The organism is Gordonibacter pamelaeae (assembly GCF_003340385.1).
Taxonomy (GTDB): Bacteria; Actinomycetota; Coriobacteriia; order Coriobacteriales; family Eggerthellaceae; genus Gordonibacter; species Gordonibacter pamelaeae.
Map to the genome: position 1 here is coordinate 75,239 of NZ_PPTS01000009.1, position 26,883 is coordinate 102,121.

Below are 26,883 nucleotides of genomic sequence, written 5' to 3' on the forward strand. Positions count from 1 at the left end.
CACCATCCCCATTGCGCGGTCCCCGCCCGCAGGCAGAGCGGGGACCGCACGTCCGGTCTATTTCGTAAACGTGTTGAACGGGGCTTCAGCCGCCTTGTACACCTTGCACTGTGCAAGCTTCATGTTGTACACGCCGCTCAGCTTGCAGCAGTTCTCCACGGCGTTGTCGGTGCACATGTTGATGTTCGATATGAACCAGCCGCCGAGCCAGGGGTCTTCCTCGGGAAGCTCGGGGAACCACCAGCCATGCTGGGCCGAAACGACCTGGGGCATGATGCCCGAATCGAGCTTGGCGCGCTGAAGGCACTTGCCGCGCAGCGTCTCGATCCAGCACCACATGCCGTCGCCGATGCCGAGGTTCGCCGCCGTTTCCGGATGGATCTGGAAGTACGGATCGGGATAGCGTTCGCGGCATCCCTTCACCTGACGGTACTCGGAGTGGTAGTACGGCATGAAGCGCGACCCCGCCGTGAGGATGAGCGGGTACTCGGCCGCAAGCTCGGGCGTCGACACCGGAGACTCGAACGGCTCCTCGTAGTATGGGATGGCCTCGTCTTCGGAGAAGAGCTTCTCGAGGATGGTCGAATATATCTCCACCTTGCCCGTCGGGGTGCCGAAACCGTACAGCTCGCCGGTCTGCGGGTCGGTGAGCTCGTGCCACTTGTCGGGCGAAGGGCAGAACACCGGTTTGCCAACGGTATCGGCCGACTTGACGCCGAGCGGCTCGACCATGAAGTCGTTCGCTTCCTCGGAGTCCTTCCACGGCCAGTACTTCTCGAACTCCTCCTTCTCGAACGTGCCCTCGGCAAGAGAGCGCCAGAACGCATAGTTGTCGCGGCGCTCGTACAAAGGCTCGATGGCGGCCTCGCCGGTAAGGGCAACACCCGAGATGGCCGGTCCGCCGCCGTTGGTGCCCCATACCTGCACGCGCTCGAGCCAGCCTGCTGCAGGCAGCACGTAATCGGAGAGCATCACGGCCGGCGTCATGGTGTACTCATGCGTCACCATGAGATCGAGCAGCTTGATGCACTCGTACAGGTCGTTCGAATTCGAAAGGTTGGAGAAGGGGTTGGACGCGAAGCAGATCATGCCCTTGACCGGATACGGCTTACCCGTCCTGATGGCCTGGCTGACCACCGACCAATTCTGCGTGCATGTGGCATCCTGGTTGAGGAAGTAGGGATGCTTGAACACACGGCTCTGCGCATCGGAGATCATCTGGTAGCTCGGCCAGCTGTGCATGGGGAACTGGTCGGCCCCGAGCTGCTTCTCACGCTGGGAGACGGGAAGCAGGTCGGGCATCTCCATCGAGGCGAGCGGGCGGACGGCATTGGGCGGGGCGAGGTAGGTCTGCCCCATCTCGTTAACGCCAACAAGAGCTTTGAGCAGCGCTTTCGCACGGTTCGCCTGCGTCATGTTCCTGCCGATGGTGTCGGTGGGAAGGCCCCACGGCATGAAGCACGGGCGGATGGTCGCATACATGCGCGCCGCCGCCCGGATCTTCGCGGCGGGAACCCACGTGATCTCGGCGACCTTCTCGGGCGTATAGGCCTGCACCGCTTCTTTGAGCTGGTCGAAGCCGTACGTCCACTTCTCCACGAACTCCTTGTTGTAAAGCTCCTCGTTGATGATGACGTTCATCCAACCGAGCGCAAGCGCGCCGTCGGTGCCGGGGCGCAAGCGCAGCCATATGTCGGCACGGGCCGCATACTCGGTGCAGCGGGGATCGACCACGATGATCTTCGCATCGGGATTGTTGGCGAACAGCTGGCTGTAGCCCCAATGCTCCGGAAAATCGCCGCACTGGGCGGGGTTGCGGCCCCAGAACACGACGCATTGGGTGTTCGGTGCCGTAGAGGTCGCTCCGAACTGGCCGAACGTTGCGCTTTCAATCGAATAGGTGGGGCACCAGCACATCTCGGCGCCGCCCATGGCAACGTTGGGACTGCCGTATTGGTTGAAGAAGCGCGAGATATACCATTCGTCGGAACGTCCGGTGCCATGCGAGAACACGACCGTTTCAGGTCCGTACTCGTCGGCAAGCCTGCGCAGCTCGGCACCGATCTCCTTGCATGCCTGATCCCACGTGATCTGCTGCCACTTGCCCGATCCGCGCGCGCCGATTCGCTTGAGCGGGTAGTTCAGGCGCTTCGGGTGGTCAAGCCACTCGAGCTGAAACCCCACGCGCTCGCACACCTTGCCCTGGTTGATGGGACACTGCGGATCGCCTTCGATCTTCGTTGCTTTGCCATCTTCAACGGTGACGAGCACCCCGCAGTTCGAATGGCAGCCGAAGCACAGCGATTTCTTCAGTTCTACGTTTGACATGACGTCTTCCCTTCCGTCCATGATAACCATGTCCAGCTTGCTGGAAAACGCATGATGCCGAAGCACTAGTGCCGAGCGCTAGCTTTTGCGTTGCGAATACCGCTTCATTCCGCGCCGGTGGAGCTTTGGGCGGCGCCATCGCCGGGCTGTTCGACTTGCGAACCGTTCCCCGGATCGAACGGGTTGCACAGTTCCAAAGCTCCGACGATAGCCATCAGCTGATCGCGGCTTTCCGCATTGAAGCGCTTTTTCAAAGCGTTGATATGCATTCTCACGGTCGCCTCCGAGATAGCGAGCTCGCTTGCAATCTGCTTCGGCGCAAACGAACGCGCCATAAGCTGGAGGATCTGCCGCTGCCGCTCGGTGAGGAGCGGAGCCACGCTTGGCGGCCCTTTGACCGGCTCCACGAGAAGGATCTCCCCGCTGATGGACACCTCGAACGATTCGTCGGAATACCGCGGTTGCAATTCGGTGCGAAACACCTTGAACAACTCTTGCATGTTGTTGATGTCGCATCTATGGATGAAATCGCCGCTGCTGCTGTACACCAGTATCGATAGCATATCAAGCTCCTCGTGCTTGCCCCGCACACGCCACGACACATTCCGACCAGATTCGGAACCACTCCCCTTGAAGGCCTGCCGAGCCTCCCTACCAGTATAAAAACCAAAACCCTCGCAACGCAACCTATCTAAATGGATAGGTGTTCGCATCCACTAGCAAATTTGACAGATAGCCAACGAGTACCGCGGGGCGCTATCGTTTGCTCACTGCATGATGCCGAACATGCTCGTTATCCGATACGTTCGCAAGGAGGTGATGCGCCCAGCACGACCCGTATCCCCACGCCACTGCCGCCTGCCAGCCTTTTCGCCCTCGTCGAAAAGAGGTATGCAATGTCATTAGCATTTCGCGTAGCCATGGGATTTCTCATGTCGGTGTTTCTCGCCTTCACCATGAGCCTTTTCTCGCCGATCGTCGCAGGAGCGGCGGTCGAGCCGATGGGGCTTTTGATGGGAACGCTTTCGGGAATCGTTATCGGAACGGTTGTCATGGCGGCGCTTCCCGTTATCCCGCTCTCTATGAAGTTCGCCGTATCGTGCGGAGCCAAGGAGGGGTCGCTCAGCTGGTTCCTGCTCAAGGACGTGCTTCTGTGCACTATCATGTACCTCATCCTATCGCTCTGCCTCAACGCCATGGTTTCCGGCATCGATGCGTCGTTCGTGAATCGCTGGCTTGCACCTGCCCCTTTGCTATGGATCATCTGCTACGTTGTCGCCATACAGGTGGAGCCCCTGTGCATGTTCCTCTCGTGCAAGATTACGCGCACCCAGCTCTCGTTCGGCGCGCCCGAGGCGGCTCCCGAGGCGGAAGGTCGTTAGCCGTATGTGCAAGCACCGCGCAGCGCCTCGCCTAACGCCTCGCCGGTGAAAAAGCGGAACCCCGCCCCGTCGCCTTACGGCGGGCGAGGTTCCGCCGACAGAGAAGCAGCGCCTGCTAGATGGCGACCTCGTCGTAATCGAAGCCGAACTCCTCGTGCATCCAGGCGAAGAACTCGTCGCAGTCGACAACCTTGATCACCGACGACTCGAAGTCTTTCTGGTTGCGTGTGACGATGGCGTCGGCCCTCATCTCCAGGGCCGACTCGAATATCAGCGAATCCTCCGGATCCTTCCACGCTGCCGCAAGTATGCGGTCGACCTCCCGGTCGCTCACCGCGTGCACGTTCACGAACGTCCGCAGACCACGCAGCTGCTCGAGTACGCGCGGCAGAAGCTTGCGGCTCCCGGCTTCGGAGAGGATGTAGATAAGATCCGTCACTTGCGACGAGGTGATCCACAGATCGAACTCACCCACCCGGCCCGCCATCATCAGCAAGCGCGTTTTGGCGTAGTGAGGGTCGCGCTCGTGCAGAAAGTCGATGACAACGTTGGTGTCAAGCAGCAGCTTCAATCGGCCCATCTCACATCAGGCCCTTTGCGCGGAGCCGCTCCCGCCTCACCTCGGCCTTGGTCATATCGTCGAAACGCGAGGATCGCTTCGACGTCAGGGCGTCGACGAACCGCGCAGCCGCAGCCCATTTCGCATCGTCGCCCGGGCGGGCGTCACTGGAAAAGAGGAAATCAGCCTCCCCTTCGTCGATAAGCCGGTCGTACATGAGGTTGATGGCCTGCGATGCGCTCAAGCCATCGCGCGTGAGGACGCTCGCGCCGCGACGCTTCTTCTCCGCCGCCATGCGCGCCGTCACCATAGCATCATCCACAAGGCCTCCTTCCTTTTCCTCGTAGTGTACAACATATTATGTACAACATCAAGGGAAGGCAACGGGGGGACAGGGATACCCCGAGCACTCATTATGCGCGGCCGTGTGCGCGGAGCTGAGAGAAGCAAAGGCGAGGCCGGATCGGCCTCGCCTTTCTGTTGAACATCCTGCAATAACGAGCCTTATGTCAGGCAAGCTACCTTGCAGCCGGCCTTACGCCTGGGCGTAGAGGTCCTTCAGCTTCAGCAGGTGCTCGTAGCGATTCAGGGCGGCCTGCTCGTTGCGCTCGAAGAGCTCGGCGGCGCGCTCGGGGAACTCGCGGGTCAGGCGGCTGTAACGGGCCTCGTTCATGAGGAACTCCTGGTAGCCGCCCGCCGGCTCCTTGGAGTCCAGCACGAACTTCTTTCCGGGCTCGGCGGCCGGGTTGAAGCGGAACAGGTTCCAGTAGCCGCAGTCCACGGCCTTCTTCATCTCGTCCTGGCAGTTGGCCATGCCGCCCTTGATGGAGTGCATCTCGCACGGCGAGTAGCCGATGATCAGCGACGGCCCCGGATACGCCTCGGCCTCGGCGATGGCCTTGATGGTCTGCGCCGGCTTGGCGCCCATGGCCACCTGCGCCACGTACACGTAGCCGTACGCCATGGCGATCTCGGTGAGGCTCTTCTTCTTGATGTCCTTGCCGGAGGCGGCGAACTGCGCCACCTGGCCGATGTTGGAGGCCTTCGACGCCTGGCCGCCCGTGTTGGAGTACACCTCGGTGTCGAACACGAACACGTTCACGTCCTGGCCGGAGGCCAGCACGTGGTCGAGTCCGCCGTAGCCGATGTCGTAGGCCCAGCCGTCGCCGCCGAAGATCCAGACGGACTTCTTGGCCAGGTAGTCCTTGTTCTCGAGAATGGCGGCGGCCAGCTCGTTGCCCGGCACCAGCTTCTCCAGCTCGGCGACGTAGGCGTCGGCGGCGAGCTTGCTGCCCTCGGCCTCGCCGCGTGCATCGAGCCATGCCTGCGCCGCGGCCAGCACGTCCTCGCCGGCGTCGGTCGCCAGCAGCGCCTCGGTGTCGGCCACCAGCTTGTCGCGCACGGCCTCGTGCCCGAGCAGCATACCCAGACCATGCTCGGCGTTGTCCTCGAACAGCGAGTTCGACCAGGCCGGGCCGCGGCCGTCCTTGTTCACCGCGTACGGCGACGTGGCGGCCGGGCCGCCCCAGATGGACGAGCAGCCGGTGGCGTTCGTGATGTACATGCGGTCGCCGAACAGCTGGGTGACGAGCTTGGCGTACGCCGTCTCGGCGCAGCCCGCGCAGGCGCCCGAGAACTCCAGCAGCGGCTGCTTGAACTGGCTGCCCTTGACGCTGGCGTCCTCCAGCTCGGGCTTGCCGGACACGTGCTCCACGCAGTAGTCGAACACGTCCTGCTGGGCAAGCTCGTCTTCCTGCGGCACCATGGAAAGCGAGTCGGACGGGCACACGTTCACGCACACGCTGCAGCCCATGCAGTCGAGCGGAGAGATGGCCAGCGTGTACTGCAGGCCGGCAGCGGCCTTGCCCTTCGCCGGCACGAGCGTGGTCGCAGCCGGTGCCGCCGCAGCCTCCGCCTCGGTGAGGGCGAAGGGACGGATGGTGGCATGCGGGCAGACGAACGCGCACTGGTTGCACTGGATGCAGGTGGCGGCGTCCCAGGCGGGAACGCTCACGGCCACGCCGCGCTTCTCGTACGCCGCAGCGCCCTGCTCGAACTGGCCGTCCACGTGCGGAATGAACGCGGACACAGGCAGGCGGTCGCCGTCCATGCGGCCCACCGGCTCCATGATCTCGCGCACCATCTTCACCACTTCGGCACGGCCCTCAAGCGCGGGGGCCTCGCCCTCATCGACGGCCTCGGCCCAGCTGGCCGGGACCTCCACCTGCACGAATGCGGTGGCACCCGCATCGATGGCGCGGTGGTTCATATCGACGACGTCCTGGCCCTTCTTCATATAGGACTTCGTGGCCGCATCCTTCATGTACTGGATGGCCTCGTCCTGAGGGATGACGTTCGCCAGCGTGAAGAACGCCGACTGCAGGATGGTGTTCGTGCGCTTGCCCATGCCGATCTCGCGGGCAAGGTCGATGGCGTTGATGGTGTAGAGCTTGATGCCGTTGTTGGCGATATAGCGCTTGGCCTCGGCGTTCAGATGATGCTCAAGCTCTTCCGGCGTCCACTGGCAGTTGATCATGAACGTGCCGCCCGGCTTCACGTCGTTCACCATGCGGAAGCCCTTGGTGACGTAGGACGGGTTGTGGCAGGCCACGAAGTCGGCCTTGTTCACATAATAGGTGCTGCGGATGGGAGAGTCGCCGAAGCGCAGGTGGCTGATGGTCACGCCGCCGGTCTTCTTCGAGTCGTACTGGAAGTAGGCCTGCACGTACTTGTCGGTGTGGTCGCCGATGATCTTGATGGAGTTCTTGTTCGCGCCCACGGTGCCGTCGCCGCCGAGGCCCCAGAACTTGCACTCCACCGTGCCCGCGGCCGCCGTGTTGGGGCTCGCCGGGTCCTCGGGAAGCGACAGGTTGGTCACGTCGTCCACGATGCCCACGGTGAACTCGCGCGCCGGGGCGTCCTTCTCCAGCTCCTTGTACACGGCGAACACCGACGAGGGCGGGGTGTCCTTCGAGGCCAGGCCGTAGCGGCCGCCCACCACGGTGAGGTCGCCTCGGCCCTCGTGCGCGAGCGCGTTCACCACGTCCATGTACAGCGGCTCGCCGAGCGCGCCCGGCTCCTTCGTGCGGTCCATGACCGCGATCTTCTTGCACGTGGCCGGCAGCGCCGCCATGAACTTCTCGCTCACGAACGGGCGGTACAGGCGCACCTTCACCAGGCCCACCTTCTCGCCGTGCGCGTTCAGGTAGTCCACGACCTCCTCAACCACGTCGCAGAACGAGCCCATGGCCACGATCACGCGGTCGGCGTCGGGCGCGCCGTAGTAGTTGAACAGCTCGTAGTTCGTGCCGAGCTTGGCGTTCACCTGGTGCATGTAGTCCTCGACCACGGCGGGCAGCGCATCGTAGATGCCGTTGCAGGCCTCGCGGTGCTGGAAGAACACGTCGCCGTTCTCATGGCTGCCGCGCATGGCGGGGTGCTCGGGGTTGAGCGCGTGCTCGCGGAAGGCGCGCACCGCGTCCATGTCGCACATCTCGGCCAGGTCGTCGTAGTCCCACACGGAGATCTTCTGCACCTCGTGGGAGGTGCGGAAGCCGTCGAAGAAGTTGATGAACGGCACGCGGCCCTTGATGGCGGCGAGGTGCGCCACGGCGGACAGGTCCATGACCTCCTGCACGTTCGTCTCGGCCAGCATGGCGAAGCCCGTCTGGCGGCAGGCCATGACGTCGGAGTGGTCGCCGAAGATGGAGAGCGCCTGCGTGGCCACGGTGCGCGCGCTCACGTGGAACACGCACGGCAGCTGCTCGGCGGCCATCTTGTACATGTTGGGGATCATGAGGAGCAGGCCCTGCGAGGCCGTGTAGGTGGTGGTGAGCGCGCCGGCGGCGAGCGAACCGTGGACCGCGCCCGCGGCACCGCCCTCGGACTGCATCTCGCACACCTTCACCTTCGTGCCGAAGATGTTCTTCTGGCCGGCAGCGGACCACTGGTCAACGAGGTCGGCCATCGGGCTCGACGGGGTGATGGGATAGATGCCCGCCACCTCGGTGAACGCGTAGGACACGTAAGCCGCGGCGTTGTTGCCGTCCATGGATTTGAATTCTCTCGTCATGCTTTCCTCTCCTCTTAAGGGGATTTCGACCAGGGCCGAACCTCGCGCCTGGAGAACACACCGCTCCCATGATACCAGCAGGGGCTCCCCTTCGTGCGCGGCGGGCGCGGCGGCCGGCACGGCGCGGTCGCCCGCATCGGCAAGCGGTGGGAATTATGCAGGATCGGTGAGCGCCCCGGACACGAGCTCCTTGTCCAGCTCCTCGGCGAGCACGGGCAGCAGCTCGGCCATCGTGGCGTCGATGGCCTTCTTCTTCAGCTGGCATTCCCAGACCACGTGCACCTTCCAGCCCAAGGCCTCCAGGGCGGCGCGGCTCTGCTCGTCGCGCTCCACGTTGCGCGCGAACTTCACCACCCAGTACTCCACGTTGCTCTTGGGCAGCGAGAGGTTGCAGTGCGGGCAGCGGTGCCAGAAGCATCCGTTGACGAACAGGGCCACCTTCTTGCCCGGCCAAGCCACGTCGGGATGCCCCGGCACCTTCCACTGCAGGCGGTAGCCCGAAAGCCCCGCCGCGCGCAGGCGGGCCCGCACGACGAGCTCGGGCCTCGTGTCGGCGCGCTTGTTGCCCCGCATGGACTTGCGCACGTTCTCGTTCGTGGCGGGCGGAGCCGCCACGCGCGCCGGGGCGGGCGGAGCCGCCACGCGCGCCGGGGCGGGCAGCGCGCGGCCGGCGAGCAGCTCCACGCGCGCCCGGAAGGGCCCGGCGCCCGGCCCGGCCGCCTCGCAGCCCGCGGAACCTGCTCGCTCGCCCCGGTTCCACGCCCCGTTACCCATCTGTTTACTTACGCTCATGCGCCGCATGATAGCACGTGTTTTCCCAGTTCATATATTTTCTTCTTAGAATGATAATCCCAATATTGAGTTTACAAGTTCTTTATTTTCTCGGCGTTTTACACCATAATAGGCAAAGCTGTTGTGCGCGTGCGCAAGCACGCGCGTATGCTCGGGGCTAGGAAGGCCCCGTCACCGAATGGAGGGAAACCTATGGAACAGCCTTTGAAAGCACCTTTGACCCGCCGCACGTTCCTGGCGGGAGGCGCCGTCGCCGCGACGGCCGCCGGACTCGCGCTCGCCGGCTGCGGCGGCGGCGAGACCCCCAAGGAAGAGCCCAAGCAGGACTCCGGCACCGACGCCCCTGCCGAGGGCGGCACCCTGACGGGCGCCTGCGCCTACACGTCCACGAACGTGAACCCCGTGGGCCTGAACGGCGGCTCCGCGCTCATGCTGGCCGCCACGTGGCACGTGTTCGAGGGCCTGTACGACCTCGACCTGCACACGTACAAGACCTACAACGCGCTCGCCGCCGGCGACCCCACGAAGGTCTCCGACACCGAGTACGAAGTGGCCCTGCGCGACGGCGCCAAGTTCTCCGACGGCACGGACGTGACCGTGGCCGACGTGGTGAACGCGCTCGAGGTCAACATGGCCGACGCCACCTGCGGCGCATTCCTGTCGTTCATCGACTCGGTCGCCGAGAAGGACGACAAGACGGTCACCATCAAGCTGAAGTACCCCTTCGCGCTGCTGAAGGACCGCCTGACCGTGGCGAAGGTGTTCCCCGCCTCCCTCACCGAGGACCAGCTCAAGACCATGCCCATCGGCTCCGGCCCGTGGATGTACGAGAGCGTCAACGGCGACGACGGCGGCACCATCAAGTTCGTCCCCAACCCGAACTACGAGGGCCAGTACAAGCCCACGGCCGACTCCATGGAGTGGAACATCCTGCTGGACGGCACCGCCCGCACGACGGCGCTGCAGGAGGCCACGGTCCAGGTCATGGAGAACGTGCCTGACGCCAACGCCGACCAGCTCTCCGCCGCCGGCGCCACCGTCGAGTACGCCCAGGGCTTCAACCAGGCGTTCTTCATGTTCAACACGCTGAAAGCACCGTTCGACGACTACCGTGTGCGCCAGGCGCTCTACTACGCCGTGGACGTGGAGAAGCTCATCTCCAACCAGCTGAACGGCCATGCCGCCCCGGTCACGGGCTTCCTGCCGGAAGAGCACGCCAACTACCACAAGGCCGCCACGGTCTACACGCACGACGTGGAGAAGGCCAAGAGCCTGCTCGCCGAGGCCGGCGTGGAGAACCTGGCCTTCACGCTCGTCGTGAACAACAACTGGGTTAAGGACCTCGCCCCGCAGATCAAGGAAGACCTCAAGGCCGCCGGCGTCGACTGCACCATCGACGAGCAGAAGATCAACTGGAGCGAGTACGCCGCCCCCGATTCCACGCTCGCCTACGACGTCATGCTCACCCCGGGCGACCCGACCTGCTTCGGCAACGACCCCGACCTGCTCATGAGCTGGTGGTACGGCGACAACATCTGGACCCAGGGCCGTACGTGCTGGAGCAAGGCCGCCGACGGCAAGTGGGCCGAGCTGCAGGAGCTCATGCAGCAGGCGCGCGAGGCGGATTCCTCCAAGCAGCAGGACCTGTGGAACCAGTGCTTCGACCTCCTGGCCGAGCAGGTGCCGCTGTACCCGCTGTTCCACCGCCAGATCGCCACGGGCTACCAGGAGAGCATGATCTCCGGCTTCAAGCCCATCGCCACGACGGGCCTCGTGTTCCTGGGCGCCAGCCCCAAGGCGTAAGGGAACCACCGGTTCGCACAAGGTGTTTCGGAAGGGCCTGCCCGCTGGGGCGGGCCCTTTTTTCGGCAAGGCGGCCCGTGCGCAGGCGGGGTCGCGTATTGTCGGCCCTGCCTGCGCCCCCTTTCTCGCTTTGCTTCCTATTTTTCGCAAAGAAACCCCAAGGACTCATATAGAATAAGGAAAGCTGCTCACGGAGGGGGCTTGGCCGCCTTTCTTGCGAGAACGGGCAGCTGGCAACATGTAACGTAACCGATCAGAGCCAAGAGCGAAAGGAGGGTGCGGTGAGCAACCTGCTGCGTATGATCGGACGGCGCCTCATAGCGCTGCCGATCATGATATTCGGTGTCACCATCCTCGTATTCTTCGTCATGGCGCTCTCGCCCATCGACCAAGCGTATTCGGTCCTGGGAGAGAACGCGACCGAGGCGCAAGTCCAACAGTATCGCGAGGACCACGGGCTGAACGACCCTATCCTCGTGCAGTACGGCAACTACATGGTGGGCCTGGCCCAAGGCGACCTGGGCACCTACGGCGCGAACAACGCCTCCGTGGCCGAGCGCATCGGGCAGGCGCTGCCCGTCACGCTCCAGCTCACGTTCTTCGGCCTCATCATCGGCGTGGTGGTGGCGGTGATCTTGGGCGTGGTCTCGGCGCTGTGCCGCGACCGATGGCCCGACCAGATCATCCGCGTGTTCTCTATCGCGTGCATCGCCACCCCGTCGTTCTGGCTGGCGGTCCTCATGATCCTCTTGTTCTCGTCGATGCTGCACGTGCTGCCGGCCTCGGGTCCCCTGCCCCCGCTGGTCTCCGACCCCGGCGGATGGCTCGCACGCATGGCACTGCCGGCCATCGCGCTGGGCGTGCCGGTTTCGGGCCAGCTCACGCGCGTCATCCGCACGTCCATGGTGGAGGAGCTCGACCGCGACTACGTGCGCACCGCGCTCGGCGCCGGCATCCCAAAGAGCGTCGTGGTGGCCCGCAACGTGCTGCGCAACGCGCTCATCACCCCGGTGACGGTGCTCGGCCTGCGCATCGGCTACCTCATCGGCGGCGCCGTGGTCATCGAAGTCATCTTCAACCTGCCCGGCATGGGCATGGCCATCCTCTCGGGCATCCAGTCCAGCTACACGATGCTCGTGCAGGGCGTCGTGCTGGTGGTGGCCATCACGTTCATCATCATCAACATCATCGTGGATATGCTCTATATCCTGATCGACCCGCGTATCAGGACGGTGTGACATGGTTAAGCTACGAGAGAACACTACCGCAAAGCTCGAGTCCAACCCCGGCAAGGTGCACTTCCGCCGCTGGAAGGCCATGTCCATCGGATCGCGCATCTCGCTTGTCGTGCTAATCCTCATCGTGATGATCGCCGTGCTGGCCAACATCCTCGCGCCGCACGACCCATACGCCATCTTCACCGCCCGCCAGGCCCCCGACGCCCAGTTCCTGTTCGGCACCGACGACAAGGGCCGCGACGTGCTGTCGCGCATGATGTACGGCGCGCGCTACTCGCTCATCATCGGCCTCGGCGCCACGGCGTTCGCGCTCATCTGCGGCTCCATCATCGGCGCCGTCGCCGCCGTGTCGCGCAAGTGGGTGTCGGAAGTCATCATGCGCGTGCTGGACGTGGTCATGTCCTTCCCCGGCATCGCCCTGGCCGCCACGTTCGTCATCGCGTTCGGCAGCTCGGTGCCCTCGCTCATCTTCGCCATCGGCTTCCTCTACATTCCGCAGATCGCGCGTATCGTGCGCGCCAACGTGGTGAGCGAGTACAACCAGGATTACGTGCGCGCCGTCGTCGTCTCCGGCGCCCGCGCCCCCTGGATCCTCGTGAAGCACGTCATCCGCAACTGCATCGCCCCGGTCATGGTGTTCACCATCGTGCTGGTGGCCGACGCCATCGTGTTCGAGGCCTCGCTGTCGTTCATCTCGGCCGGCATCCCCGAGCCCACGCCCACGTGGGGCAACATCCTGTCCGACGCGCGCGGCGGCGTGCTGGCGGGCCGTTGGTGGCAGGCGCTATTCCCGGGCCTGGCCATCATGATCACGGTGCTGTGCCTGAACATCCTGTCCGAGGGCATCACCGATGCCATGGCCGCGGCCCCCAAGGCCCCCGTCAAGGCCGCCGACGACGCGCTCGCCGCGAACCGCGAGGCCGACAAGATGGTCGCCGACCCGACGCTGGCCTACGCCGCCCAGGCCGAGATGCTGGAGAAGCGCCTGGCCCAGCTGCAAGCCGTGGAGAAAACGCGCACCGACCGCTTCGAGGCGCGCACCGACGTGCCGCCCATCCTGGAGGTCAAGGACCTGTGCATCAAGTTCCCGCGCCATGGCGACGTGAACGTGGTCGACCACGTGAGCTTCGTGGTGCGCCCGCGCCAGACCATGGGCCTCGTGGGCGAGTCGGGCTGCGGCAAGTCCATCACCTCGCTCACCATCATGGGGCTCCTGGACCCGAAGGCCACCGTCACCGGCGAGGTGCTCTACGACGGGCAGAACCTGCTCGCCATGAGCCAGCGCCAGATGAACGCGCTGCGCGGCCGCGAGATCGCCATGATCTACCAGGACGCGCTGTCGTCCTTGAACCCCTCCATGCTCATCAAGTCGCAGATGAAGCAGCTCACGAAGCGCGGGGGCACCCGCAGCGCCGAGGAGCTGTTGGAGCTGGTGGGCCTGGACCCGAAGCGCACGCTGGGTTCCTACCCCCACGAGCTCTCCGGCGGCCAGCGCCAGCGCGTGCTCATCGCCATGGCGCTCACGCGCGACCCGAAGCTCATCATCGCCGACGAGCCCACCACGGCCCTCGACGTGACGGTGCAGAAGCAGGTCATCGACCTGCTGAACAAGCTGCAGAAGGAGCTGGGCTTCGCAATGGTGTTCGTGAGCCACGACCTGGCCCTCGTGGCCGAGGTGGCCAACTCCATCACCGTCATGTACGCCGGCCAAGTGGTGGAGCAGGGCCCGGTCACGGACATCCTGTGCCACCCCGTGCACGAGTACACGCGCGGCCTTCTGGGCTCGGTGCTCTCCATCGAGGCCGGCGGCGCCCGCCTGCACCAGGTGCCGGGCTCCGTGCCCTCGCCGAAGGACTTCCCCGAGGGCGACCGCTTCACGCCGCGCTCGAGCCATCCCGACAAGGTCTCGCAGCTGCGCCCCGTGCTCAAGCGCGTGGAGGGCACCGACCACTACTACGGCGAGCTGCTTGACAGCGAGCTCAAACGACTTGGTATCAAGCCCTACGTGCCAGGAGGTCCGCTGATATGAGCGATGAGAAACTGAACGGGACGGCCGCCGCGCCTGCGGGCGCGGACGGCGAGCCCACCCCCATCATCTTCCTCGACGACATCCGCGTGACGTTCAAGACGCGCACCGGCTCCATCCTGCACCCGAACAAGGTGCAGGCCGTGCGCGGGCTCACGCTCAAGCTCATGCCGGGCCAGACGCTGGGCATCGTGGGCGAGTCGGGCTGCGGCAAGTCCACCACGGCCAACGTCATGTGCGGCCTGCAGCAGCCCACGTCGGGCAGGGTGTTCTTCAAGGGCAAGGACGTGACGAAGCGCACCGCCGCCGAGCGCCGCCTCATCGGCCGCGTGATATCGGTGGTGTTCCAAGACCCGGCCACGGCCTTGAACGCCCGCATGAGCGTGCACGACCAGCTCATGGACCCGCTCGTGGTGCACAAGATCGGCGACAAGGCCTCGCGCGAGGCACGCGTGCAGGAGCTCATCGAGATGGTGGGCCTGCCGGGATCGGTGCTCGACGCGCTGCCGGGACAGCTCTCCGGCGGCCAGCGCCAGCGCGTGGCCATCGCCCGCGCCCTGTCGCTCAAGCCCGATGCCATCATCGCCGACGAGCCCACGAGCGCGCTGGACGTGTCGGTGCGCGCTCAGATCTTGAACCTGCTGATGGACCTGAAGCGCGACCTGGGCCTGTCGATGGTGTTCATCAGCCACGACATCCAGACGGTGCGCTATATCTCGGACCGCATCATCGTCATGAACGCCGGCGTGGCCGTGGAGAACGGCACGGCGGAGGAGGTGTTCTCGAACCCTAAGGACGAGTACACGAAGCTGCTTTTGGGCGCGGCGCCCTCGCTGCTGCATCCCGAGCTGGGCAAGTAAGCCCGGTCGACGCATACGGCGGATCGCAGCCCTCGGAGAGATCCGGGGGCTGCTCCTTTCGAGGCGCTTTTCTTGTGGTCGCCCCTTACCGTACGTTGACGGCGGCCATCAGGGGAATTAAAGTTTTGTCGTTTAGAATCGCAACAGGAAAAGAGGATTAGCTCCCATGACTGACTCACCGTTCCGCGGCGTAATTCCGCCGGTCGTCATCCCGCTGACCGAGAAGCGCCAGCTCGACCTGGAGGCGCTCGAGCGCTCCATCAACCGCATGATCGAAGCCGGCGTCGACGGCCTGTTCTTCCTCGGCTCCTCGGGCGAGGTGGCCTTCCTCACCGACGCGCAGCGCTACCACGTGCTGCAGGAGGCCGTGGCCATGGTGCACGGCCGCGTGCCGGTGCTGGCGGGCATCATCGACATGGAGACGCTTCGCGTGGTCGACCAGGCCAAGCGCGCGGCCGGCTACGGCGTGGACGCGCTCGTGGCCACGGCGCCGTTCTACGCGCTGGGCGGCCCCAAGGAGGTGGAGCGCCACTTCCGCGCCATCCGCGAGCATACCGACCTGCCCCTGTTCGCCTACGACCTGCCGGCGTGCGTGCACACGAAGCTCGATCCCACCATGCTGGTGCGCCTCGGCGAGGACGGCGTACTGCAGGGCGTGAAGGACTCGTCGGGCGACGACGTGTCGTTCCGCTGGCTCTGCCTGCAGAACGAGGACGCCGGCCACCCGCTGCAGCTGCTGACCGGCCACGAGGTGGTCGTGGACGGCGCGTACCTGGGCGGTGCGGACGGCTCGGTGCCGGGCCTCGCCAACATCGATCCGGCCAGCTACGTGGAGCAGTGGCGCGCGGCGCAGGCCGGCGATTGGGAGCGCGTGCGCGATATCCAGAACCACCTGGCCCGCCTCATGTTCGTGACGCGCGAGGTGAAGGCCACCGTGGGCTTCGGCGCCGGCGTGGGCGCGTTCAAGACGGCGCTGTGGCAGATGGGCGTGTTCAACACGAACCAGATGCGCGAGCCCGTGTGCGCGCTCGAGGGCGAGGACGTGGACCACATCGTGCACGTGCTCAAGAAGGCCGGTCTCATGGATGCCGACGCACCCACGCGCCAGTCCACCTGGAGCGCCTGCCCCGTCTTCGGCTGCTCGGCATAGGGAGGCCTGCATGACTGCGGACAACACGGAGAAGCTGATCGAGGTACGCGACTGGATCCGCAAGGAGCTGGATACCTGCGTGGACTTCTGGCTCGAGCACGGCATGGACCGCGAGAACGGCGGCGTGTACACCTGCCTCGACCGCAAGGGCGAGGTGTACTCCACCGACAAGAGCGTGTGGATGCAGGGCCGCTGCGCCTGGACGTTCTCGTACCTCTGCCACCTCTACGGCGAGCGCCCGGAGTGGATGGAGGCCGCCAAGAGCTGCCTGGACTTCCTGGAGGAGCACTGCGTCAACCACGAGGCGGGCGGCCGCCTGTACTTCACGGTGACGGCGGAGGGCAAGCCCCTGCGCCAGCGCCGCTACTGCTTCTCGGAGGGCTTCTACGCCATCGCGAACGCCGAGTACTACGGCCTGACCGGCGAAGCGGTCTACCTTGAGCGCGCGCGCCGGGCGTACGAGCTGATCTACAACCTGAACAACGGCCTGATCGAGGACCCCACGGGACTGGGCCCCAAGACCATCGCGGAGACGCGCTCGGGGCGGGCGCTCGGCGACCCGATGATCTTCCTCAACATCATCGGCATCATGCGTCGTGTGGACCCCGCGAACACGGAAGAGTACGACCGCCGCGCGCGCGAGTGCACCGACCGCATCGTGAACGAGCACTACCGCCCGGAGCTCGGCTGCACGCTGGAGAGCGTGAACCTGGAGGGCGAGCCGGAGCTCTGGTACACCGCCGGCCGCGTGGTGAACCCGGGGCACGACATCGAGTGCAGCTGGTTCATGATGGACGAGGCCAACTACCGCGGCGACGAGGAGCTGCACCGCACGGCCGAGCAGATCTTCCGCCTGGCCATCGAGGCCGGCTGGGACGAGGAGTTCGGCGGACTGCTCTACTTCATCGACTGCAAGGGCCTGCCCACCGAGGCCTACGAGCACGATATGAAGCTATGGTGGCCACACAACGAGATCATGATCGCCGCGTCGAAGGCCTACCGCGACACCGGCGACGCCTACTACCTTGACTGGCTGCTGCGCACGATCGACTACTGCAAGGAGCACTTCACCGACCCCGAGTACGGCGAGTGGTACGGCTACCTGCGCCGCGACGGAAAGCCCACGATGCCGCCCACGAAGGGCTCCACGTTCAAGGGCCCCTTCCACGTGCCCCGCGCGCTGTCCATGACCGAACGAGTTTTGACCGAGTTGATTGGAGACTGACGACATGAACTATCTGGGTATCGACTACGACGTCAAGAACATGCCCGTGCTGGACGAGGGCTTCATCCCGTTCGGCGTGTGGATGAAGGCATACCTCGAGGGTGCCGAGCATCCCATCGCCGTGGCCGTCGAGCGCGAGGACGGGCTCATCTCCGTGCGCGAGAGCGCGATCCGCGGCGGCGAGTTCGCCGAGGCCGACTTCCGCTACGTGGAGCGCCTGGTGAAGTTCGAGCTGTGGAGCATCGGCGGCTTCCGCGTCTACCTGCGCGGCTGCGACGACATCGCGGCGAAGCTGGCTGAGGCGTACTCTCCCGAGGGCGCGCGCTCGTTCGACTACGGCTTCGTGGGCGACGTGTACGAGAAGCCGCTCGAGGTCATGGCGTGCACGGAGGCCGACTTCCCCGCCGCCAACGAGGCCGCGAAGAAGATCGGAGGCCACATGGAGGGCTGCCGCATCGGCTTCGACGCCGGCGGGTCGGACCGCAAGGTGTCGGCCGTCATCGACGGCGAGTCGGTGTACTCCGAGGAGGTCGTGTGGTTCCCCAAGGTGACGGAGGACCCGGAGTACCACTTCAACGAGATCGTGACCGCATTCAAGACCGCCGCCTCCAAGATGCCGCGCGTCGACGCCATCGGCGTGTCGTCGGCCGGCACGTTCGTGGGCAACAGCCCCATGGTGGCCTCCCTGTTCATCAAGGTGCCGCGCGAGCGCCGCGACGAGGTGAAGAGCATCTACGACCGCGCCGGCAAGGAGATCGGCGACGTGCCGCTCGTGGTGGCCAACGACGGCGACGTGACCGCGCTCGCCGGCTTCATGAGCACGGGCAAGGGCGACATCCTCGGCATCGCCATGGGAACCTCCGAGGCCGTGGGCTACGTGAACGACGAGGGCAACGTGCTCGGGTGGATCAATGAGCTGGCGTTCGCGCCGGTGGACCTTTCGCCTGCGGCCATGCAGGACGAGTGGTCCGGCGACTTCGGCGTGGGCTGCAAGTACTTCAGCCAGGACGCCGTCATCAAGCTGGCTCCGGCCGCCGGCATCGAGCTCGACCCGGAGCTCTCCCCCGCCGAGAAGCTCAAGGTGGTGCAGGGCCTGGCCAACGAGGGCCACGAGGGCGCGCTCGACATCTTCCGCTCCATCGGCGTGTACCTGGCGCACACGCTCGTGCTGTACAGCTCGTTCTACGAGATCGAGACGCTGCTGGTGCTGGGCCGCGTGGCCTCCGGCGTGGGCGGCGACCTCGTGATCAGCGAGTGCAACCGCGTGCTCGCCGAAGAGCATCCCGAGCTGGACGCGCAGATCAACGTGACGCTGCCCGACGAGATGATGCGCCGCGTGGGCCAGTCCGTGGCCGCCGCGTCGCTCCCCGAGGCGTAAAAAGGCGCAAGGGGCACTCCCCCTTCATCGTTAAGACGAGGCCCGCGTCGCATGGCGCGGGCTTTTTTCCGGCCTCCCCCGATCTCATTCAAGGGCCTTGACGCCGAAAAGGCCGGTTGCTGTCAAAAACGGGGCGGTTTGGCAATCGTAACGCGCCGCATGAGACGGATCCTATAATAGAACAGCGATCCTGGACAGTGTTTTCCCAGGTGGCGTTCTGCGATGATAATCAGAGCGAACAACCATGGATTGCCAAACCGCCTTGTTTTTGACACTAAGGGGCCGTTTCGGCGTCAGCAATGCCCGCCTTCGCGACGCTTCAGGCGGCCGCAGCCCCGACGCCCGCCCCGCATGTAGGCATCGGGAAAATCCCCCTCTCAGGCAAAGCGCCTCGCCGCGATCGCTCGCAACGAGGCGCTTCTCGCAGTATCCGATGATGCGCTACGCCAGCAGCTCGCCGCGCAGGACGACGGCGCGAAGGTCGAGCGTCTCCTTGTCCAGCAGCACGGCGTCAGCCACCTTGCCGGGCTCGATGGCACCGCGCTCGGCATCCAGGCCGAGGGCGCGCGCCGGGTTCGCGCTCGCCGCCTTCACGGCGCTCGCCAGCGGGATGCCCATGTCGCGCACCGCCACGGTCAGGCAGCGCATGAGGTCGCTCACCGAGCCGGCCAGCGCACCGTTGTCGATGGTGGCCACGGGGCCGCGCACGGTGACGTCCTGCCCGCCCAGATCGTAGGTGCCGTCCTCGAGGCCGGCCGCGCGCAGCGTGTCGCTGATGAGGATCATGCGGTCGTCGCCGAACAGCTGGAAGGCCAGGCGCACCATGGCGGGATGGATGTGCACGCCGTCGGCGATGATCTCGGCCGTCACCTCGCCGTGCTCCACGGCGGCCGGGATGGGGCCGGGCTTGCGGTGGTGCATGGGGTCCATGGCGTTGTACAGGTGCGTGAGCTGGCGCGCGCCCAGCTCGAACGCGCGGACGGCCGTGTCGTAGTCCGTGCAGGTGTGCGCGAGCGAGATGCGCACCTCGTCCGCCATCTCGCGGATGAACTCCTCGGCGCCCGGCTCCTCCGGCGCGATGTCCACGAGCTTGAACAGGCCGCCGGCCGCCTCCTGCAAGCGGCGAAACTCCTCGGCGGAGGGGTTGCGCACGTAGTCGGGGTTCTGCGCGCCCACCTTGCTCGGCGAGATGAAGGGGCCCTCCATGTTGATGCCCACGAGCGCTGCCTCGTCCGCAGCCGGCTCGTAGGCCGACGCAGCCTGCGCGGCGCGCATGAGCACGTCCTCGGGCAGCGTCATGGTGGCCGGGCACAGGGCCGTGATGCCGCGCGAGGCCTCGTAGGCGCCCATCTTGTGCAGGCCCGCCAGGTCGCCATCGCTTATGTCGGCACCGGCGCTGCCGTGGAAGTGCAGGTCCACGAGACCCGGGATCACGTAACAGCCGGACGCGTCGACCACGTCGCCCTCCGTACACGCGGCCTCCCCGACGAACAGGCCCCCGTCCGCGTGCACGTCGCGCTCGACGAACCCTTCGCCGTCGAACACGCTTCCGTTGATGATGCGCATTGCCGTTCCTTTCTCTTTTTCGCCCATTCTGCCATGTCAAGAGGGGGAAAAGAAGGACCTCCACCAAGCGAGCAGAGATCCTTCGACATACTGTGGGTCCTCGCGCCGATACTTTGGCGCGAGGGCTTCTCCTGATGCTTTATGCCAGGTCGCGACAGAGCTCGCCGGCGGCGGGGTCCACGATGACGGTGGCGTTGGGGTGGAACTGCAGGATGGAGGCCGGCACCTGCGGGGTCACCGGGCCGAAGAACGCCTTCTTCACGATCTCGGCCTTGTGGGAGCCCTCTACCACCACGAGCACGCTGCGCGCGGCCATGATGGTGCCGATGCCCATGGTGTAGGCCTGGCGCGGCACGTCGTCGATGGAGTCGAACAGGCGGCTGTTGGCCTGGATGGTGCTCTCGGTGAGGTCGACGCAGTGCGTGGTCGCAGGGAACGTGTCCTCCGGCTCGTTGAAGCCGATGTGGCCGTTCGGCCCGAGGCCGAGCAGCTGCAGGTCGATGCCGCCCGCCGCCTCGATGGCCTCCTCGTAGGCCGCGCACACGGCGTCGGCGTCGGGGTTCGCGCCCTCGGGCACGTGCGTGCGCGCCTGGTCGATGTCCACGTGGTCGAACAAGTGCTTCTTCATGAAGTAGCGGTAGCTCTGGTCGTGCTCGGGGTCGAGGCCGCGGTACTCGTCCAGGTTGAACGTGGTCACGTCGGCGAAGCTGATCTTGCCGGCCGCGCAGTCCTCCACGAGGCACGCGTACAGCCCGATGGGCGTCGTGCCCGTGGCCAGCCCCAGCACGCAGGATGGGTCGGCGTCCACGTAGGAGGCGATACGGTCGGCCGCCTGGCGGCTCATGTCCTCGGTGCTCTCGGCGATGATGAATTCCATGGAACCCTCTCTTCCCTTGCGTTTCTTACGTTCTCTGGCGTGCCGGCCGAAACGGCGGCACGGCGTCACCCTCGGCGCCGGAGGGGCACCGGAGGGGTTGGTACCTAGGTCCAGAACTGCGCTGTCTCGATGACGTCCTGGTACGCCCAGGGGTACACGTCGGAGTACCAGCCCGTCTCGGGCACGAAGCACACGAGCACGCTGTACAGCACCGACACGGCCACCAGCACCAGCAGCACCTTCATGAGCAGGTTCTGCGCCATCGAGCCAGGCGGCAGGTTCTCGTTCACGATGAACGCCAGCAGCACGACGGCCGCCAGGAACATGAAGCTGAAATCGGCGAAGTAGCGTTGCAGGATGCCGGCCATCTGGGCGTCCAAAAGCGCCACGATAACGCCCGACGCCAGCAATACCACGATGACGCCCATGATGGTGCGCGTGGAGCGCTGGCGCATGCGGAGCGTGAGGATGCGCTTCGCGAACGGCAGCACCCACAGCACCGGCAGGCACGCCAGGATGCCGCCGAACGTGACCTCCTTGATGGTCTGCCCCATGTAGGTGGTGTCGAACGGCGCCGGCTGCACGTACGGGAACACGCCCGTCACGCACGGCGGCTGCAGGAAGTACGCGAACAGCGCCGGCGCGAGGCGGCCCAAGTTCCAGCCGCGCTTCGTCATGTCGTTCACCGTGAGGTTGTAGTTCGCCCCGAAGTCGGTGAGCGAGCCGAAGCGCGCGTAGTTGTAGCCCATGAGGCCGGCCGCCACCACCGCGTAGGGTGCCACGAGGCAGGCGAACTCGCGCGCGCCGCGCGGCGAGAACAGGCGCCGCTCCGTGATGTAGGCGCGCCAGAACAGCGGGAAGGCCAAAAGCGACAGCACGACGAGCTGCGGGCGGCACCCCACCACGAGCGCCATGCACAGCGACCCCGCCAAATACCATTTCTCCGGCCCGGCAGAGCGCGCCGCCGACGCGCGGCCGCGCATCCAGAAGTACAGCCCCCACACCGAGAACGCCAGCCCCAGCATGATGGGCAGCGAGTAGAAGGTGGGGAACTTCAGCAGGTACAGGATGCCGCAGCAGGTGACGAGCGGTATCTGCAGCAACAGGTAGAGCCCTAGGCTCACCCGCTTGAAGTGGTAGCGCGCAAAGCGGTCGAGCAGTGCCGAGCAGCCCAGCACGAAGGCGACGCACGCGATGAGCACGCCGATGGCCGTAGGGAAGTTCGCGCCGGTGAGCAGGTAGAACGGCAGGTAGAACAGCACGACCGGCACCACGCCGAAGTAGACGTAGTAGTGCCCGTCGTGGTAGGCCACGTCGAACAGGTAGGGCTCCCCCGTCTCCTTCTGCGCCTCGTCGCGCGCACCCTTGTCGTAGGGGTCGGCCATGTCCTGCAGCCACTGGGGCGGCTCCTCCTCAAGGTAGAGCTGGCCGTGCGCCATGGCCTTGGCGAGCTCGGCGTACTGCTGGGCGTTGTCGCCGCCCACCTCGAAGGTGTTCACGATGCTGTGCCCGTCCCACGAGCCGCTGTTGTAGCCCTGCGTGGCCACGCCTACCAGGTTCGACCCCATGAACAGGAACGTGGCCATCAGCCAGACCTCGATGACCACCGTGGCGATGATGGCCGCCTTCGACTTGCGCGGCTCGTCCACGATGTGGATGCGGTAGATGGCCGAGCGCGGGCGGAACGCGAACGCCAGGAGCAGGATGCCCGCGGTGGCCAGGAAGCGCCCCGCGTTGAAGTCGAACGGATGGTGCGCGTTCAGCACGATGTCCGAGAGCTTGATGGGGTAGCTCACGTTCTCGCCCGTGACCTCGATCCGCAGGTTGTCCACGAGGCCCGTGGTGTTCAGGTTGATGTACTCGCTCTGGTCGGACAGGGTGGACACCGCCACGTCGGGCACGCCCACCGTGTACTCCGTGGAGTCGAAGTACGTGTGGTGCGCGTCGTCGGTGAACTGGATCTTCACCGTGAGCTCCTGGGCGGGCTGGCGGTAGTCGAAGTTGAGCCAGATATTGTGCACCTCGGTGTTGAGGTTCGAGAACTCCAGCGTGTGGTTCACGGCCGTGAGCTTGTACTGCTCGTCGGTTGTCTCCTGCAGGTTGAGCTTGTCGTTCAGGCTGATGGAGTTGTAGCCTGCAGACGTGAAGAAGTTCAGGTTGAACAGGAACGTCTCCAACAGGAGCGCCACGGCGAGGATGGCGAGGATGCTCTTCGCCAAGTGCCTGACCGCCGGCCGATGCGCGCGCATGAAGCCCGTGTAGGCGTAGGAAATATTTTGGCGGACAGTAGGCATACTGGTAACGAATTATAGATGAAAAAAGGCGGACGGGGCAGCTCGCGCCCCATCCGCCTTCAAGATTGCGTGCAAAACGCCGCGTTCGGCGCCTACAGGCCCAGCGCCTTCTTCACGTCGGCGTACACCACGTTCGGGTCGCGGTCGCCGTCGATGGAGACGAGCAGGTCGCAGCCGCGGTAGTAGTCGATGAGCGGCGCCGTGGACTTCTCGTACACGTCGAGGCGGTTGCGCACCGTGGCCTCGTTGTCGTCGTCGCGCTGGTACATCTCGCCGCCGCACTTCGGGCAGGTCTCGTCAGCGGCGGTGCCGATGTAGTTGCAGTCGCGGCACATGCGGCGCGAGGTGAGGCGCTTGACGATGACCTCGGGGTCCACGTCCACGAGCAGCGCCGCGTCCAGCGGGCGGCCCAGCTTGGAAAGCTCGGCGTCGAGAGCGACGGCCTGGGCGGACGTGCGCGGGAAGCCGTCGAGGATGAAGCCCTTCTCGGTGTCCGCGTCCTGCAGGCGCTCGGTCACCAGGCCGATGATGACGTCGTCGGGCACGAGCTCGCCGGCGTCCATGTAGGACTTGGCCTTCTTGCCCAGCGGCGTGCCGGCTTTGACGGCCGCGCGCAGCATGTCCCCCGTCGAGATGTGCGGCGTGGCGAACTCTTCAACCAGCTTGGCCGCCTGCGTGCCCTTCCCGGCACCCGGCGCCCCCAACAACACGATGTTCATGAGTGATTTCCTTTCGACATACCATCGATGCCCCGTATTGTAGCAAACAGCAAAGCGCACCGATCATATTTCAGAAGAAAGACGGAAGGAGGGCGCGGCGGCGCGGCGGCCCCCGCTCGACCGACCCCGCAATGCAGCCGGCCCCGCATGCGGGGCCGGCCAGGGTCTTCCCTGCGCTGAGGGAGGGGGTTTGCGCAGGGAACGGAGGGGTTGGTATCGAACGAGCCCACGCGGCTTCCATGATCATGACGGCGATGCCGCGGTAGAAACCGGTTTGCGCGGCGGCCTTCATCTCCTTCGCGTATTCGTACGCCCAGCGCCCGAGGTGCTGGGACAGGAAGCGCTCCCGCGTACGGGCGGCCTCCTCGGCACGGTCGGCATCGCCCTCGTCAAGCGCGTCCAGCTCCTCGGACAAAAGATGCTCCACGAAGGAGAACTCGACGCCTATCTGATCGGGGCTGTCCTTCACCTCTTCGGACATGCAGCAACCGCTTTCGGCATAGAACCGATTCAAGCTGCCGAGCGTCCCCTGGGCAGGATTGGAAACGTACAGAGACTCGTACGGAGGCCGAAGCTCGTTCTTGTTGACCCCGCGCATCAGGTGCACCCGGTCCTTCGCCAACTCGGCCAGCGTCTCCTCGACGGGCATACCCTGGCGCTCGCGGGCGTAGCGCTCGATCTCGTGCATTCCCACGTCGTCGGATGCGGGCGCGGCCGCAAGCTCCTGCAGGCTGGCCACCAACTCCTCGTCGGGCAGCGTCAGGAACAGCGAGCTCAAAAACGCATAGGCGGACCTCTTCTGCTCAAGCTCGCGGCGGTACTCTGCGGATTCAACCATCGTCTTCAGCCTCCTTCTTGTCGTTAGGCCTGCTCGCCGGCGTCGTCAGCCGGTACGAGCTTGGAATTGAACGCCACCATGACAAGCAGCACGGCCAACCCGACGACGGCGCCGGCCACCATGAACTCGGAGACGCTCGGCACGTACACGTTCACCATCTGAGGCCCGGTGGAGGGCTGCAGGAACGGGATGAACAGGCCTTCGCTGATCTCGCCGTACGTGGGGTAGATGCTACCGCGCACCACGTAGACGAACTTGGACAGCAGCACGCCCGCAAGCGCGAGCCCCGCCGCAACCGTCACGCCCTTGTCGAGCAAAAGCAGCGCCGCGGGCACCACGATGCCGGCCACCACGTGCGTCCAGAAGATCCAGGCATACGAGCCGAACATGACGGCCTCGAACGTGCGCAGGACGAAGTCGTTGCGATAGACCAGCAGCATACCCTCGCCCAGCATGATGGCCGCGTTGGCGATGAGCAGCGCGCCGGCCAGCTTGACGATGACGTTGCGCGCGGCTCCGGTCACCGCGCCCAGCAGCAGCGCGATGGCGCACCCGGCAACGGCCATCTGCACGAGGGAGATGGCGATCTCCGCCGGAGACTCCCAGCCGAGTTTACCGGGAATCGAGCAGAACATGACGGCAGTGCCCAGCACCAGCAGCACGGAGAACACGCCCGCGCCGATGGAGGCGACCTTCGCAAGCCCAGGCTTGGCGAAGCGCAGCCCCACGATGAGCAGCACGCCGAAGACGAGCGTGGCGGACAGCAGCCACACGTCGAGCAGCAGCGGCGACGCCATGTTCGGCGCGAGGAACAGCCGCCACATGCCGAGCGGCCGACCAAGGTCGGGCAGGATGGCCAACCCGGCGCATGCCGAGCATACCACGCCCACCACGGCCAGCTTCAGGCGCGAGAACATCGCCGGCTTGCCGACGGCCGCCAGGAACAGCGCGCCCGCGCCGACCGCCTCGAAGAACAGGAACAGCGAGATGTACAGGCCCCACGGCACGTACGAGGTGATGTTCGTGATGCCCTCGATGAACGAGTACTGCTGCACCAGGGCGAACACGCCCAATGCGAGGAGCACGAGGCACACGGCCCCCACGCCGAGGAACACGCTCTTGTTCATTTTGATATCCATGACCATGCCTCCTTACACCAGACCGGCGTAATAGACGCTCGGCTTGGTACCGAGGTCTTCCATGAGCGGCTTGGCGCCCAGCTTCTTGATCATCACGTTGATCTCGGAAGTCGGGTCGTCCAAATCGCCGAACCAACGGCTTTTCGTGATGCACGTCTTCACGCACGAGGGCTCTTCGCCCTGGGCGGTGCGCTCCTTGCACATGACGCACTTCTCCACCACGCCGATGGGATGCTCGGACGCGCGCATCTCCTCGTAGGGCGTCATCTCGTAGCCTTCGTAGTAAGGCGTCGCAGACTGGTCCACGTCGTGGTAGCTGCGTGCGTTGTAGGGGCACGCGTTGATGCACATGCGGCAGCCGATGCACTTCTCGTAGTCCACCTGGACGCACTGGTTCTCGTCGTAGTAGCTGGCACCCGTGGGGCACGCGCTCACGCACGGCGCGTCCTGGCAGTGCTGTCAGGCTATCGGGAGGACGGTTTGCCCGGAATTGGGGTATTCGCCGTACTCGCCTTTCAGCACCTTGCACCAGTACATGCCCGAGGGCGTCGCATTCTGGTACTTGCACGCCATCGTGCAGGCGTCGCAGCCCGCGCACGTGCTGGCGTCGATGAGCATTCCGTATCGAGTCATTTCC

Annotated in this window: 21 protein-coding genes and 1 pseudogene; 8 read left to right on the forward strand and 14 right to left on the reverse strand. The window is 65.3% G+C overall.

Features of this window, described 5'->3' with window-relative positions; genetic code table 11:
• Positions 1-57 precede the first annotated feature (57 nt).
• Together C1877_RS13505 and C1877_RS13510 are read right to left on the reverse strand one after the other, a co-directional pair.
• A complete protein-coding gene (locus C1877_RS13505; RefSeq protein WP_049784109.1) occupies positions 58-2,328 on the reverse strand; it encodes a molybdopterin-containing oxidoreductase family protein in 2,271 nt (756 codons plus the stop codon).
• 104 nt (positions 2,329-2,432) lie between these two features.
• The gene (locus C1877_RS13510) at positions 2,433-2,891 is read right to left on the reverse strand and encodes a response regulator transcription factor (RefSeq protein WP_049784110.1); all 459 of its coding nucleotides are present in this window, start codon (positions 2,889-2,891) and stop codon (positions 2,433-2,435) included.
• Positions 2,892-3,224: 333 nt separating this feature from the next.
• Between C1877_RS13510 and C1877_RS13515 the strand changes: the two genes are divergently transcribed.
• Complete coding sequence (locus tag C1877_RS13515; RefSeq protein WP_114569411.1) at positions 3,225-3,710, forward strand: hypothetical protein; 486 nt, start codon at positions 3,225-3,227, stop codon at positions 3,708-3,710.
• 115 nt (positions 3,711-3,825) lie between these two features.
• On the opposite strand, the gene C1877_RS13520 is transcribed toward C1877_RS13515, so the two are convergent.
• The 4 genes from C1877_RS13520 to C1877_RS13535 form a co-directional block, all read right to left on the reverse strand.
• The gene (locus tag C1877_RS13520) at positions 3,826-4,290 is read right to left on the reverse strand and encodes a PIN domain-containing protein (RefSeq protein ID WP_015539803.1); all 465 of its coding nucleotides are present in this window, start codon (positions 4,288-4,290) and stop codon (positions 3,826-3,828) included.
• A gap of 1 nt (position 4,291) precedes the next feature.
• Complete coding sequence (locus C1877_RS13525) at positions 4,292-4,591, reverse strand: type II toxin-antitoxin system RelB/DinJ family antitoxin (protein ID WP_041239436.1); 300 nt, start codon at positions 4,589-4,591, stop codon at positions 4,292-4,294.
• Between the two features lie 213 nt (positions 4,592-4,804).
• On the reverse strand, positions 4,805-8,341 hold the full coding sequence (gene nifJ / locus C1877_RS13530; RefSeq protein ID WP_041239437.1) for a pyruvate:ferredoxin (flavodoxin) oxidoreductase: 3,537 nt from the start codon (positions 8,339-8,341) through the stop codon (positions 4,805-4,807).
• Between the two features lie 153 nt (positions 8,342-8,494).
• On the reverse strand, positions 8,495-9,115 hold the full coding sequence (locus C1877_RS13535; RefSeq protein WP_114569412.1) for a very short patch repair endonuclease: 621 nt from the start codon (positions 9,113-9,115) through the stop codon (positions 8,495-8,497).
• Positions 9,116-9,325: 210 nt separating this feature from the next.
• On the opposite strand from C1877_RS13535, the gene C1877_RS13540 reads away from it, so the two are divergent.
• From C1877_RS13540 to C1877_RS13570, 7 genes are all read left to right on the forward strand, one after another.
• Complete coding sequence (locus C1877_RS13540) at positions 9,326-10,936, forward strand: ABC transporter substrate-binding protein (RefSeq protein ID WP_114569413.1); 1,611 nt, start codon at positions 9,326-9,328, stop codon at positions 10,934-10,936.
• A gap of 281 nt (positions 10,937-11,217) precedes the next feature.
• Positions 11,218-12,174 (forward strand): ABC transporter permease, encoded by a 957-nt coding sequence (locus tag C1877_RS13545; RefSeq protein ID WP_114569414.1) that lies wholly within the window; start codon positions 11,218-11,220, stop codon positions 12,172-12,174.
• A 1-nt stretch (position 12,175) separates the two neighbouring features.
• Positions 12,176-14,203: a dipeptide/oligopeptide/nickel ABC transporter permease/ATP-binding protein gene (locus C1877_RS13550; protein ID WP_114569415.1), complete on the forward strand. Its 2,028-nt coding sequence runs from the start codon at positions 12,176-12,178 to the stop codon at positions 14,201-14,203.
• The gene (locus tag C1877_RS13555; protein ID WP_015539808.1) at positions 14,200-15,060 is read left to right on the forward strand and encodes an ABC transporter ATP-binding protein; all 861 of its coding nucleotides are present in this window, start codon (positions 14,200-14,202) and stop codon (positions 15,058-15,060) included. The genes C1877_RS13550 and C1877_RS13555 overlap by 4 nt, the downstream gene beginning before the upstream one ends.
• Positions 15,061-15,226: 166 nt before the next feature.
• Entirely contained in the window at positions 15,227-16,210 is a 984-nt protein-coding gene (locus C1877_RS13560) for a dihydrodipicolinate synthase family protein (RefSeq protein WP_015539809.1), read from the forward strand.
• Positions 16,211-16,220: 10 nt separating this feature from the next.
• On the forward strand, positions 16,221-17,435 hold the full coding sequence (locus tag C1877_RS13565) for an AGE family epimerase/isomerase (RefSeq protein ID WP_114569416.1): 1,215 nt from the start codon (positions 16,221-16,223) through the stop codon (positions 17,433-17,435).
• Positions 17,436-17,439: 4 nt separating this feature from the next.
• Positions 17,440-18,813 carry an ROK family protein gene (locus C1877_RS13570; protein ID WP_015539811.1) on the forward strand — a complete coding sequence of 458 codons (1,374 nt, stop codon included), beginning with the start codon at positions 17,440-17,442 and terminating at the stop codon, positions 18,811-18,813.
• Positions 18,814-19,254: 441 nt separating this feature from the next.
• Here the strand turns inward: C1877_RS13570 and nagA are convergent, their stop codons facing one another.
• The 8 genes and pseudogenes from nagA to C1877_RS15810 all read right to left on the reverse strand — a co-directional run bounded on the left by nagA (position 19,255) and on the right by C1877_RS15810 (position 26,879).
• Positions 19,255-20,379: an N-acetylglucosamine-6-phosphate deacetylase gene (gene nagA / locus C1877_RS13575; protein ID WP_114569417.1), complete on the reverse strand. Its 1,125-nt coding sequence runs from the start codon at positions 20,377-20,379 to the stop codon at positions 19,255-19,257.
• 139 nt (positions 20,380-20,518) lie between these two features.
• The gene (gene nagB, locus C1877_RS13580; protein WP_015539812.1) at positions 20,519-21,256 is read right to left on the reverse strand and encodes a glucosamine-6-phosphate deaminase; all 738 of its coding nucleotides are present in this window, start codon (positions 21,254-21,256) and stop codon (positions 20,519-20,521) included.
• 104 nt (positions 21,257-21,360) lie between these two features.
• Positions 21,361-23,475 carry a cytochrome C oxidase Cbb3 gene (locus C1877_RS13585; RefSeq protein ID WP_227155234.1) on the reverse strand — a complete coding sequence of 705 codons (2,115 nt, stop codon included), beginning with the start codon at positions 23,473-23,475 and terminating at the stop codon, positions 21,361-21,363.
• A gap of 167 nt (positions 23,476-23,642) precedes the next feature.
• Positions 23,643-24,269 carry an adenylate kinase gene (locus tag C1877_RS13590; RefSeq protein WP_015539813.1) on the reverse strand — a complete coding sequence of 209 codons (627 nt, stop codon included), beginning with the start codon at positions 24,267-24,269 and terminating at the stop codon, positions 23,643-23,645.
• Positions 24,270-24,339: 70 nt separating this feature from the next.
• Positions 24,340-25,107: a TorD/DmsD family molecular chaperone gene (locus tag C1877_RS13595; RefSeq protein WP_015539814.1), complete on the reverse strand. Its 768-nt coding sequence runs from the start codon at positions 25,105-25,107 to the stop codon at positions 24,340-24,342.
• Positions 25,108-25,130: 23 nt separating this feature from the next.
• Positions 25,131-26,246, reverse strand: coding sequence for an NrfD/PsrC family molybdoenzyme membrane anchor subunit (gene nrfD / locus C1877_RS13600; protein WP_041239442.1), 1,116 nt, complete (start codon positions 26,244-26,246; stop codon positions 25,131-25,133).
• A gap of 12 nt (positions 26,247-26,258) precedes the next feature.
• Positions 26,259-26,693, reverse strand: a pseudogene (locus tag C1877_RS13605) (4Fe-4S dicluster domain-containing protein); the annotation flags it as partial.
• A gap of 12 nt (positions 26,694-26,705) precedes the next feature.
• Complete coding sequence (locus C1877_RS15810; protein ID WP_227155231.1) at positions 26,706-26,879, reverse strand: 4Fe-4S dicluster domain-containing protein; 174 nt, start codon at positions 26,877-26,879, stop codon at positions 26,706-26,708.
• Positions 26,880-26,883 lie beyond the last annotated feature (4 nt).